Annotated in this window: 6 protein-coding genes; 5 read left to right on the top strand and 1 reads right to left on the bottom strand. The window is 41.5% G+C overall.

All coding sequences use genetic code 11. The features are described from left to right. Positions 1–646 precede the first annotated feature (646 nt). The 3 genes from galU (at position 647) to NDQ71_RS09905 (ending at position 6,116) form a co-directional block, all read left to right on the top strand. A complete protein-coding gene (gene galU / locus NDQ71_RS09915; protein ID WP_301561538.1) occupies positions 647–1,558 on the top strand; it encodes a UTP--glucose-1-phosphate uridylyltransferase GalU in 912 nt (303 codons plus the stop codon). Between the two features lie 583 nt (positions 1,559–2,141). Beyond that, positions 2,142–4,307, top strand: coding sequence for a YjbH domain-containing protein (locus NDQ71_RS09910; RefSeq protein WP_301561537.1), 2,166 nt, complete (start codon positions 2,142–2,144; stop codon positions 4,305–4,307). Positions 4,308–4,541: 234 nt separating this feature from the next. Beyond that, a complete protein-coding gene (locus tag NDQ71_RS09905) occupies positions 4,542–6,116 on the top strand; it encodes a hypothetical protein (protein WP_301561536.1) in 1,575 nt (524 codons plus the stop codon). Positions 6,117–7,016: 900 nt separating this feature from the next. On the opposite strand, the gene NDQ71_RS09900 is transcribed toward NDQ71_RS09905, so the two are convergent. Next, positions 7,017–8,390: an MBL fold metallo-hydrolase RNA specificity domain-containing protein gene (locus NDQ71_RS09900; RefSeq protein WP_301561535.1), complete on the bottom strand. Its 1,374-nt coding sequence runs from the start codon at positions 8,388–8,390 to the stop codon at positions 7,017–7,019. 697 nt (positions 8,391–9,087) lie between these two features. On the opposite strand from NDQ71_RS09900, the gene NDQ71_RS09895 reads away from it, so the two are divergent. Beyond that, positions 9,088–9,567 carry a DUF721 domain-containing protein gene (locus NDQ71_RS09895; protein ID WP_192543216.1) on the top strand — a complete coding sequence of 160 codons (480 nt, stop codon included), beginning with the start codon at positions 9,088–9,090 and terminating at the stop codon, positions 9,565–9,567. Between the two features lie 586 nt (positions 9,568–10,153). Beyond that, positions 10,154–12,862 (top strand): preprotein translocase subunit SecA, encoded by a 2,709-nt coding sequence (secA, locus tag NDQ71_RS09890; RefSeq protein WP_192542392.1) that lies wholly within the window; start codon positions 10,154–10,156, stop codon positions 12,860–12,862. The last annotated feature ends 162 nt before the right edge of the window (positions 12,863–13,024 follow it).

Raw genomic sequence — 13,024 nt, 5'->3', positions numbered from 1 at the left:
AAGCGTAGGCAGGGCTTTATGCCGCGCGGTTTATAAAATTCATGGCTAAAGCCATTTCCTACAGGGTTTAAATTTATCGTAGGAGCCGGCTTCAGCCGCGAAAGAGTTTAAAGGTTCTAGGTTCTAGGGAAGTGACTAGGTGTTAGACTTAACTTTACTTTCTCGGTGTAGCGCGAAGAGCCTCGGTGGTAAAAATTGTTTAATTGATTTTATTCACAAAGAGGTTATGAGACGCTGCGCTTAAGAGTAAGATATAAATAAAGTGGTTGTGCCTTCTCATTTACCCTCATTCACTTCTCTTTGTGCAAAATGGTTTTTAAGTGATTTATTCACAAAGAGGTTGAAGGGAAAAGGTTAAAGGTGCTAGGAGGTCAAAGGCTCTAGGTTCTAGGGAAGTGACTAGGAGCTAGGTGTTTTCATAGCACGAAGCTCGAAACCCGTCGTCCGCGGCTTTGTCTTTTCTTTTTGCAACTAGTGTTTATAATTTTGCCGAAGCCCGAAGCCCGAAGCCCGAAGCCCGAAGCCCGAAGCCCGAAGCCCGAAGCCCGAAGCCCGAAGCCCGAAGCCCGAACTCATTCACTCCCTATAAAGCTTTATGCTGTTAGATTGAAACTAATTGAATTAAACATTAAATAAAGGACTAATTATGAAAGCTGTTATCCCTGTTGCGGGTCTTGGTACACGTATGTTGCCAATGACTAAAGCTATTCCAAAAGAAATGCTCCCTTTAGTAGATAAGCCGCTTATTCAATATATCGTTGATGAGTGTGTTGCTGCGGGTATTAAAGAAATAGTGCTGGTTACTCACAGCTCTAAAAATGCGATTGAAAATCACTTTGATACTAGCTTTGAGCTTGAGGCAACACTTGAAAAACGCGTAAAACGTAAGTTACTTGATGAAGTACGTTCTATTTGCCCGCCTGATGTAACTATTTTACATGTGCGCCAAGGTGAAGCTAAAGGTTTAGGCCATGCCGTATTATGCGCTAAGCCAATCATTGGTGATGATGATTTTGTGGTTTTACTCCCTGATGTAATATTAGACGCTTACACCGCAGACCAAAAAACCGAAAACTTAGCGGCGATGATTGCACGTTTTAAAGCAACATCAGCTAGCCAAATTATGCTTGAACCAGTGCCAGAGCAAGATGTTAGTAAATACGGTATTGCGGATATCGATGGCGCTGTAATTACAGCGGGTGAAAGTGCGAAAATTAAAACTATGGTTGAAAAACCAAGTGTTGGTGACGCGCCATCAAATTTAGCTGTTGTAGGCCGCTATGTGCTATCAAAAACTATTTGGCAATTACTTAGTAAAACTCCAGTTGGTGCCGGTGGCGAAATCCAATTAACAGATGCTATTGATATGTTGATGAAAATTGAAACGGTTGAGGCATTTCACATGAGTGGCCGCGCCCATGACTGTGGCGATAAACTAGGTTATTTAAAAGCGATTGTTGAATACAGTATGCGTGATGAGAACCTAGGTACTGATTTTACAAGTTTTGTATCGGAATTAGTAAATCCTAAAAAACCAAGCCATTTAAAGGCAGTTTAAGATTTAGGTTTTAGGTTAAGAACTGTGGGCTATGGGCGTCGGGCTGCGGGGGAACACTTAACCCCTAAACCTGCGCGAGGTAAACTCGCGCCTACGAGTTAGCATTGTTTTTAGATTTGCGTAGGCGCGGCTTTAATGTTTTCTCGGTGTAGCGCGAAGCGCTTCTGTGCTCTCGGGGTAAAAAATTAAATAAGTTAATTCACCACAGAGGGCATAGAGTTCACAGAGGAAGAGATTAAGAGATAAAGTTCAGCTGGGTTTATGCCGCGTGGTTTTAATGTCTTCTCGGTGGGAAGCTGTTTTAGTGATTTATTCACCACTGAGGGCACCGAATTCACAGAGGAAGATATTAAAGATATAAGTTAAAGGTGCTGGGCTTAACCTTGCCTTCTTGGTGAAGCGCGAAGCGCCTCGGTGTTCTCTGTGGTGAATTTAAAATTGCGCCTACGGGTTGGCATTGGTGTTTTAATTTGTAGTTAATAAATGTTAAAAGCTAAATTCTTGTAACTTTAACCTTTCCCCTTTAAACTTTGACCTAGAACCTGATGGATTTAATAATACTAACTCGGACTCGGATCACACCATGCCAAAATTGAATACGTTGTTTTTAAGCTGTGCAGCTGCATTAAGCTTACCCATTGCCGCTGATGAAATAAAACATTATCAATCATTTGCAGGTTATACCGGCTTAATTAACACTCCAAACGCAGAGACTATGGACGCTGGTGTCGTTGATATGGGTTATAACAATCAGCTTGACTTACGTGGCCGCGAGTATATTGATGGTCATAACTTTATTGCTTCAGCTGGTTTGTTTGAAGGCCTTGAAGTAAGTGGTCAAATAGCATCTAACTCAATTCACGACAATACGTTTTATTCTGAAGGCAGAGGCCAAATTCGCGATTTATCTTTTAACGCTAAATACCAACTACCTTACATACCAAAAGATTGGTTGAGTGTTGCAATTGGTATGAAAGATATTGGTGGTGCGGCAAATAACTATAAAACAATTTACGCTGTTGCCTCAAAAGAGTTATGGGATTTTAGATTTAGTGCCGGTGTAGGTTCAAGCGATCGTGCAACGGGGCAGATGGATGGTGCTTTTGCAGGTATTGAGTGGCAACCGTTTAAGTGGTTTAGCGTACTTACTGAATACGACTCTGAGGCAGTAAATGCCGCTGCGCGACTCACTATTCCTAAAGAGTGGTTATATGATATTGGGGAAATTACCCTAACCAGCCGCTTTTATAGTAATACTGAGTTTTCTGAAGATACCAGTAATTATTGGGGCATCAACTTTACCTTACCATTGAGTGATGAGGTAGGTTACCAGCAGCCAGTTAAAGCTGCACCGGATGTGCAAACTAGTACTGCTAATGTGTCAGCTGCAACTGTTACAACTAATGCTGTGCCATCTATCAATGCTGAAGCTGTAAAAATACAAACACGAAATGATTACACTTTACCTACAGTTAAGCCAGATGCACCTACTACAGCAAAGGTTACAAGTAACACTGAGCAACAAGTTGCATTAAGCCCGTTGAATTCTCAAGCTGCTAACTTACAGCTTGCCTTGGTAGAAGATGGCTTTGAAAATGTTAATGTTGCTTTTAACAATAATAATCAGTTATTTGTTAAATTTGAAAACTCAATTTTTAACCGTAACGATATAGATGCGTTAGGGTTGGCATTAGGGCGTGTTGCTGAATTAATAACTCTTGAGGGTGTTGAGTTTAGCGTACAACTAAACAAATATGATTTAGCATTGCTTAATGTTGTTGGTACCGTTGATAATTACAGAGAATTTATTACTAACAATATTGCGCCTGATTTATTAATTACTCAAGGGGCTGCACTAGAGCCTAACGGTTTGGTTTGGGTAGGCACTACAGATGCTAACTCGCCATACTTTAAGCCACGATTAACAATAGCGCCAACCATAAGTAATACCTATGCAACTGAGCTTGGCGTATTTGATTATTCTGTTGCAATTAGAGCCGATTTAGAGGTGCCTTTATGGCAAGGTGGTGGCGTTATTTTAGGTGGTCAAGTTAACGTGGCTAACAGTGATGACTACGCTGAAAATAAACCGTTTAAAAACTACCGTAAAGAAACCCAATTTGATCGCGCTTTGTTTTATCAAACTTTTGAGCTACCGTTTGGTTTTTACAACCAAACCCAAGTTGGTTATATCAAAGATTTTTATGACTACAGAGGCATTAGCAATGAAACTGCTTGGTTAAGTGAAGCCGGTAGGCATAAAGTAAGCTTTAAATTTGGCTCGTTCCAGTACGAAGATTATCGTGGCAGCCGCAGTTACCAAATGTTTAATTATCAATATAACTGGGTAGAGCAAGATATTACCTTACATGCTCAAGCTGGTGATTTTTGGTATGAAGATAGTGGCTATAAGTTAGAATCTCGTTTTTGGTTTGGCGATAGCTACCTCGCTGTGTTTTACGAGGACACTGCCGCTCAAAAAGCAGGGGCTGCGTTTAGTATTCCATTATCGCCACGTAAAGATATGGCTGTTACTCGCTTTGGGCAAGTTAGAGGCACTGAGGCTTATCGTCATAGTATTAGTACTCAGGTAGGTAAGTCGCATAACCGATTGGTGTTTAACCAGTTGTACGCACCAAGCTCAACAGTTGGCTTAGATAAAACATTCTTTAACCAAGGTCGCTTATCGAGCGATTATGTTTATGCAAATTTAGCAAGGTTAAAAGAAGTGTATTTAAAATATCAGTAACAATTTTGTTAGGCTAACTATTGTACAAATACGTAGTTAGTCTATATTATTGTAACGAACTGATTAATTACTATAGAGCACTTAGCTCTATTTTTGGCAAAAAGTAAAAAATGTTGTTTTTTTGCTCTTTTTTGTTGCGTTATGGCTATACTTTTACGAAGTAACCGCTAATATTGTAACGAGTATTAAAAACCTTATTTAGATTGTTTATATAAAGGAATAAAAGGACTCCCTATGTTTACTAACAAAAAATCGCTATTAGCATTGTCTATAGCTTCTGTATTTGCTCTATCTGGTTGTTTTAGTGATGACGATGGTAATGATTATGCACCTCCTGGCCCAGGTCCTGATCCTGAAGTAGTTGCTCCACCAGAAGCCCCAGTTGAAATTGGTGCTGTAGTATATGGTAATATTGTTGATGTAGAAGATTCAGCAACACTACCTTCTACAGTTACATTCTATGAAGCAGGCGTTGCATCTGAAAACATCGTTGATGTTGACGGTAACGTGACAGATACAGTTGAATCTGAAGATGGCAGCTTTGTTTTTCAACTTAAAGATGGCGCAGATATAGACGAAGTTACTGCTGTAGTGACCTCTGAGGGTTACGTGTCTAAATCGTTTATTTTAGATTTAACAGAGTTCGGTAGTGATGATATTTCATTAACGCTTGGTTTAACATCGGAAGATAATGTTGCTGTATTTACTAGTGAACCAGTTGCATTAACTGGTGGTAGCTCAGCGACTGAAATTAAAGTTCCAGTAATGGGTGATGACGGTGCTTCTTCTGAAGTTACAATTCCAGCTAACACTGTATTGCAAGATGCTAACGGTGACCCAGTAACAGGCTCTGTAACTGTTAAGCTTACTACCGCTAAACCTGGTTCTGCTAGCTTTGCTGCGATTATTCCAGAAGGCCTAAACGAACCAAATGCAACAACCGTTCTTAAGCCAGCGGGCGTGACTAGCGTTGAAATGTTTAATGCTGATGATGTTAAAGTTAAACAGTTTTCTAGCCCGATCAACGTAAATATGGCAGTTGAAACAGGTACGACCGGCCCTCTAGCGCTTTCTTCTAACGATGAAGACACTGGCAAATGGGCTCAAGAAACAGAGCAAGTAACAGTTGCAAGCGATGTTGGTAGCTTTACCACTAGTCACTTAACTCTTTTTGCTGGTTCTGTGTCAGCGCCAGTTTGTGGCTCACCAATTACATTTAACTTTGATGGTGATGCAATTCCAAATCCATCTGGCTTAACTTTAAGTCTATTATCTACAGACGGAAGTAAATCTTATAACGTTAAAGGTAATAACTTTACTATTAGCCAAGGTAAGATTTCTCGCGCAGGTATTAGTAATGAATCAACTGCTGTAGTTCAGCTTACTGACGTTGAAGGTAACGTTTGGTTTGAATCTGATGATGAAGTAGCGCTATGTACTGCTGGTGTAGGCCAAGCAGTAGCAGCAACATTAGTGAACCCTATCGATCCTGTATCTGAAACTCTTTCAATTACTGCTGTATGTAGCAATGACGATTCTGTATCAATAGGCGCATCTGGTGCACTTGTTAAATACAAACTAGGTAACAAGGGAAGCAAAGTTGCTAAAGGTGACGGAGCTGGTAATTATGCACTTAATAATATGGTATCTGGTGAAGATTATACCGTAACTGTTAAGTACAAAAAGAGCCTATCTTCGATTGCAGATGCTACATTTACAGTTACAGCTGATGGTACAGATGACACTCGTTCAGAGTCTTTAGTTTGTCCTACAAGCACTGGCGGTACTGGAGGTACTGGCGGTAACTAATATTTTTGTTAGTTCCTTATAGGGATTAAGCCTAAAAGCCGCATTTATGCGGCTTTTTTTCGTTTTGGGTTAAGGGTTAAGGGCATCGGGCGACGAGCTACAGATGTCGGGCTCAGAGCTACGGGCGTCGGGCGACCCCTAAACCTGCATGAGGTAAACGTTAACAACCGTGTTTTAATTGAATTGTAGGCGGGGCTGTATGCCGCGCTGATTTTAAGTGATTTACTCACAAAGGGGTTGAAGGGAAAAGGTTAAAGGTTCTAGGACCTACGCTTATGTTTTCAAGTGTGGGTGGGCTTTATGCTGTGCGGTTTATAAATTCATGGCTAAAGCCATTTCCTACAGGGCTTAAATTTATCGTAGGAGCCGGCTTTAGCCGCGTTGATTTTAAGTGATTTATTCACAAAGAGGTTAAGAGGCGCTGCGCTTAAGAGGTACAAGGGAAGGAGCTAGGTTCTAGGAAAGAGACTAGGAGCTAGGGTTCATGGCCCGCTGCCCGTGGCTTTTTCTCATTTTGTTCTCATTCACTTCTTTTTGTGCGAAAAAGTGGTTTTTGTAGCAGCGATTTTATATCGCGTTTTTAAACGAAAAAGTAAAAAATTCACCACAGAGTCCATATAAGAACACAGAGCTCACAGAGGAAACAAAAGAGATGCATTTTATATGTATTCTCTCTTCTCTGTGTAGCAAAGCGCCTCGGTGCCCTCGGTGGTAAAAAATTAAGTAAACTAATTCACCACAGAGGCCACGAAGAGCACAGAGGTAGAGATTAAAGGGATTAGTACTGGTTCTAGGGAAGTGAAATATATTTTTATCTTCTCATTTCCACTCATTTACTTCTCTTTGTGAAAAAATGGTTTTGTTTTGGTGAACTTTCACCTTGTACCTAGAACCTCGAACCTATCCCTTCGCAATCTCAATATTCACCTCATTTCCTAGTACTTCTTTGTATTTTGCTGCTAGCGCATTTTTGGCGTCATCATCACCGTGCACTATTTTTATCAAACTTGGCTTTTTACGCATGCCGGTTACGAATTTTATTAACCCAGTTTGATCTGCGTGGGCGCTGTAGCCACTTATGGTGTGTACCGCTGCGTTAATGGTGACTTTACGATCGTTAATATGTACATAACCATTACTTGGTCCGTAGGTTTGAATATCGCGGCCAAGCGTGCCACGACCTTGGTAGCCTACAAAAATGACATCGGTGGTTTTATCAGGTAAAAATCGCTCAAGGTAATTCACTATACGGCCACCGGTACACATGCCACTAGCGGCAAGGATAATGGCTGGTTGCTTGCGATTACTTAAATAATTAATTACGGCAATATGTTCTTGGTGGCTATCAATTGTATGCAACTGTGTAAAGTTTAATGGGTGACGGCCTTTGGCTAGGCGCTTTTTGGCTTCATCATCCCACAGTGCTTTGAAGTTGCGATATTCAGTCGTGAAGTTGGCAGCCATGGGAGAGTCTACAATCACCTCTAAACTGTGCCAAGGTGAGTTTTTAGCCGCGTTGTGAATTATTTGCTCTAGCTCATAAAGTAATTCTTGCGTGCGGCCAATACTAAAGGCAGGCACAAGTACCACGCCATTGTCGGCTACTGCTTTTTCAATTACTTTCTTTAGTGTTTGTGTGCGCTCTTTTCGGCCTTGATGATTTTTATCCCCGTAGGTTGATTCAATCACCAGGGTATCGGCTTTATAAGGCGCTTTTGGTGACGGTAATAACGGCGTGTACGGCGCGCCTAGATCACCAGAAAATACCACTCGGTGGGTATTCGGTTTATTTCCTATATCAATCTCTACATAAGCTGAGCCTAAAATATGCCCGGCACGTTGTAAGCGTGCTTTTGCCGTTGGCTTGTTGTTGCTGGTAGGTAAGTTAAACCAGCTATTAAATTCGATAGCGACAATACGTTTAGCTAGTAAGCTCAGGCAAGCGTTGATAATTTTTTGATCCCGAGTGACCCCGACTTTAAGTGCATCCTCAATCACTAAGGGTAGCAAGCAAGCTGATGCCTTAGAGGTAAAAATAGGGCCGCTGAAACCTGCCGCGAATAAATACGGAATACGGCCAACATGATCAATATGGCAGTGTGTAACGATAAGCGCGGTGACGGTGGATATATCAAAGTCGATAGCTAAGCTTGGCCCTGCGTCTTCACCTTGAAATAACCCGCAGTCAATCAACACCGATGCGTGTTGCTCGTAGTCTAGTTGATGGCAAGAGCCTGTAACGCCATTCACCGCTCCATGGTGGATAATTTTCATAGTTGGTCCTGTTAAATTTTAAATTATATGAATTAGCAACAAGGTTAGGATAAAAGTATCAAAATTAAAAGGTTAAAGGTTAAAGGTTAAAGGTTAAAGGAAGTGACTAGGTGCTAGGTTTTAGGTACTAGGGGAAGCGCTGATACGTGCTGTTGTATTTAGACGTTAGATTATAGATGTTAGATTATAGATGTTAGATTTCAGGTAGCCTTTTATTTCTCGGTTTAGCGCGAAGCGCCTCTGTGGTGAACATAATATTGCGCGAGGTAAACTCGCGTCTACGGGTTGGCATGGGTGTTTGAATTTGCGTAGGCGCGGCTTTATGCCGCGCGGTTTATAAAATTCATGGCTAAAGCCATTTCCTACAGGGTTTAAATTTATCGTAGGAGCAGGCTTCAGCCGCGAAAGGTTTTTAGTGATTTATTCACAAAGAGGTTGAAGGGAAAAGGTTAAAGGCACTAGGAAGACAAAGGTACTAGGGAAGTTACTAGGACCTAGAACCTATAACCTAGTACCTATGTTTTACAGTGTAGGTGGGCTTTATGCTGTGCGGTTTATAAAATTCATAGCTAAAGCTATTTCCTACGTGCTAGAACCTAGCTCCTAACACCTAGCGTCAGTATCTTTCATTTCTCGGGTAGCTTTAACTTCCGCATTCAACTAAAATCGGATCTCTGATGTAATTTGGTGTTTTTTCATGGCTAAAGATAGGTTCGCGCCAAAACCGTTAAACGATATTATGGCAGGTCTCAGCGGCCGCTTGTCGTCGTATGCAGGTAAGAGCCAAGCGCTGGATAAACAACAAACGTTATTGAGTGAATTTTTAGGCGCTAACCTCAGTGGTAAATGTCGCGTTAGTAATTATCGCGATGGTACGCTGATGATTGAGGCGGTATCAGCGCCAATAGCACTGCGGTTAAATTACTTAAAAATGGATATGCTGTCGCACTTTCGTGGTGCCGGTATGGCAGAGCTTGGGCAAATAAAAATTACTGCTAATCCTCAAGCTAGCCAACGACTAAGCCCAAATAATGCCAGTAAAACAGCCAATGCCACGCCTGCCAAAAAACTCCCTATGAGCGAACAAACCGCTGATTACCTCAATGCCATCGCCGCAGATGCACCGCCATCATTAAAAGCAAAATTAGAAAAATTAGCTAGGCATGGTAAAAAATAAAGGTTTTAGAAGCTAGGAAGACAAAGGAGCTAGGTTAAAGGCTAGAGATGCTAGGGAAGTGACTAGGGGCTAGGAACTCATTACCCGCAGCACTTGGCTTTTTTATTCACTGTGCAGCGAAGCCCTCGGTGGTAAAAATGTGTTGATAAGATGAACTTTAACCTTGCATCTTTCATTTTTCACCTGAAAATTGATTAACCTAGAACCTAGAACCTAGAACCTAGAACCTAGAACCTAGAACCTAGAACCTAGAACCTAGAACCTAGAACCTAAGTTTGTTTTCACCTCTTGATTTTTTATCATCCACCACCATATCTTCAGAGTTAATGACGTTTCACAGTCTTAAATTAAAGTAATGTTTACGGCTTGTTGTAAATTTTCTTGCAGAAAACGCATATCTTAACTACGTGATGGTTTGATGTTTCGCATAGTCTGGTATAGTAGCGCACGTATTGAACGCTGCTTTTGCAACGTTCATCGAAATTGCTAATTAATATGTGCTCAAAGAGTAATCTATTAATTAGTAATTATAAAAATGGGTTAGCTGATACTCGGCTAGCAAAGAACACATTGTAACGGTTTTATCATGATATCTAATTTATTTACCAAGATTTTTGGTAGTCGCAATGACCGCACTATTAAAAATTTAAGAAAGACGGTCGCGCTGATCAACGCGCTTGAAACGCAACTTGAGGCGCTTTCAGACGAAGATTTAAAAGCCAAAACAGCAGATTTTAGAGAGCGTTACGATAACGGACAAAGTCTTGATGACATTTTACCAGAGGCGTTTGCCGTGGTACGTGAAGCATCAAAGCGTGTAAATGGCATGCGTCACTTTGACGTGCAGTTACTAGGCGGCATGGTGTTGCACCAAGGCCGTATCGCAGAAATGCGTACCGGTGAGGGTAAAACCCTTACTGCAAGTTTACCAGCATACTTACGTGGTATAACGGGTAAAGGTGTTCACGTAATTACCGTGAATGACTACCTTGCCAAGCGTGATGCTGAGACTAACCGCCCATTATTTGAATTTTTAGGTTTAACTGTTGGCTGTAACGTACCGGGTATGATGCCGCAACAGAAAAAAGAAGCCTACGCTGCCGATATTACCTACGGTACTAATAACGAATTTGGTTTTGATTACCTACGTGACAACATGGCGTTTAGCATTAATGAGCGCGTACAACGTCCGCTTTACTATGCAGTAGTCGATGAAGTTGACTCAATTTTAATTGATGAAGCGCGTACACCACTGATCATTTCAGGCCCTGCTGAAGATAGCTCGCAGCTATATGCTGAAATTAATACCATTGTTCCACTTCTTGAATTACAAGAGAAAGAAGATGAAGAAGGGATTGAAGGCGATGGCGATTTCACCATTGATGAAAAAGCCAAGCAAGTTCATTTAACTGAACGCGGCCAAATTAAAGTTGAAGAACTGCTAATTGAGCGTGGCTTAATTGAAGAAGGCGATTCGCTTTATTCAGCGGCAAGTATCACGCTGCTTAGCCATATTTATGCGGCATTGCGTGCTCATAAACTGTATCAAAAAGACATTGATTACGTTGTAAAAGAAAACGAAGTTATCATTGTTGATGAACACACTGGCCGTACAATGGAAGGCCGTCGTTGGTCTGAAGGTTTACACCAAGCTGTTGAAGCGAAAGAAAATGTAAAAATTCAAAACGAAAACCAAACATTGGCATCCATTACATTCCAAAACTACTTCCGTATTTACGACACCCTTGCCGGTATGACCGGTACTGCTGACACAGAAGCATTTGAGTTTCAGTCAATCTATGGCCTAGATACCGTTGTTATGCCAACTAATAAGCCGATGATCCGTGAAGATCGCGCTGATTTAGTGTACTTAACCCAAGAAGAAAAATACGAAGCGATTTTAGTCGATATTAAAGATTGCCAAGAGCGCGGCCAGCCAGTATTGGTGGGTACCATTTCAATCGAAAGCTCTGAGTATTTATCGCAATTTTTACGTAAAGAGAAAATTAAGCACAACGTACTTAATGCTAAATTCCATGCCCAAGAAGCAGACATCGTTGCCGATGCAGGTTTACCAGGCACAGTAACTATCGCTACTAACATGGCCGGTCGTGGTACTGATATCGTGTTAGGCGGTAACTGGAATAGCGAAGTCGAAAAGCTTGAAAACCCAACTGATGAGCAAATCAAAGCGATTAAAGAAGCGTGGCAAGCTCGTCATGATGCTGTAATTGCTGCGGGTGGTTTACATATCATTGGTACTGAGCGTCACGAATCACGCCGTATCGATAACCAGCTACGTGGTCGTTCGGGTCGTCAAGGTGATGCGGGTTCAAGCCGTTTTTACTTATCAATGGATGATGCGTTAATGCGTATATTCGCTGGTGAACGCATGACTAACATGATGCGTAAACTGGGTATGCAACGCGGTGAAGCGATTGAGCACCCGTGGGTTAACCGTGCCATTGAAAACGCGCAACGTAAAGTTGAAGCACGTAACTTTGATGTTCGTAAACAGCTACTTGAATATGATGATGTGGCAAACGACCAACGTCGCGTTGTGTACTCACAACGTAATGAGTTGCTTGAAGAAGGTGATATTTCAGAGACTATTTCGGTTATTCGTGGTGACGTATTGGGCAACACAATTGACCAATACATTGCACCGCAAAGCCTTGCTGAAATGTGGGATATCCCAGGCCTTGAAGAACGTTTAAAACAAGACTTCTTAATTGAGTTACCAATCACGCAGTGGCTAGCTGACGATAACAAGCTTTACGAAGAAAAGTTACGTGAGCGCATTGAAGAAGCGGTTGAACAAGCTTATAAAGATAAAGAGCAGCAAGTTGGTGATTCAGTACTTCGTCAATTTGAGAAAGCGATCATGCTACAAAGCTTGGATCAACATTGGAAAGATCACCTTGCAGCAATGGATCATTTACGCCAAGGTATTCATTTACGTGGTTACGCGCAAAAGAATCCTAAGCAAGAGTACAAGCGTGAGTCGTTTGAACTGTTCTCAGAAATGCTTGAAAACCTTAAAATTGATGTAGTAAGCATTTTAAGTAAAGTGCAAGTGCGTGCTGAAGAAGATGTTGAAAAAGTGGAAGAGCAACACCGTAAAAGTGAAAATGCACCGCGCGAATATCAACATGAAGAAGTTGAGCATGTAGGCGGTGAAACACCACAAGGTGCCGTTGTATCTGCACGCGTTGAGCCAAAAGTTGGCCGTAATGAACCATGCCCATGCGGCTCTGGTCAAAAGTTTAAACAGTGTTGTGGTAAGTTAAAATAAGCTGTTTTAATACTGAAAAAAGCGACGCCTGCGTCGCTTTTTTTGTTTTTCGGAATGTGGTGAAAGGGTAAAGGGTAAAGGGTAAAGGTGAAAGGTGAAACGTGCTAGGTGAAAGGTGCTAGGTGAAAGGTGCTAGGAAGACAAAGGTGCTAGGGAAGTGAC

This window comes from Pseudoalteromonas sp. KG3 (assembly GCF_030436385.1).
Taxonomy (GTDB): Bacteria; Pseudomonadota; Gammaproteobacteria; order Enterobacterales; family Alteromonadaceae; genus Pseudoalteromonas; species Pseudoalteromonas prydzensis.
The sequence above is the reverse complement of the archived record's forward strand: the minus strand, read 5'-3'. Positions and strand labels throughout refer to the sequence as shown.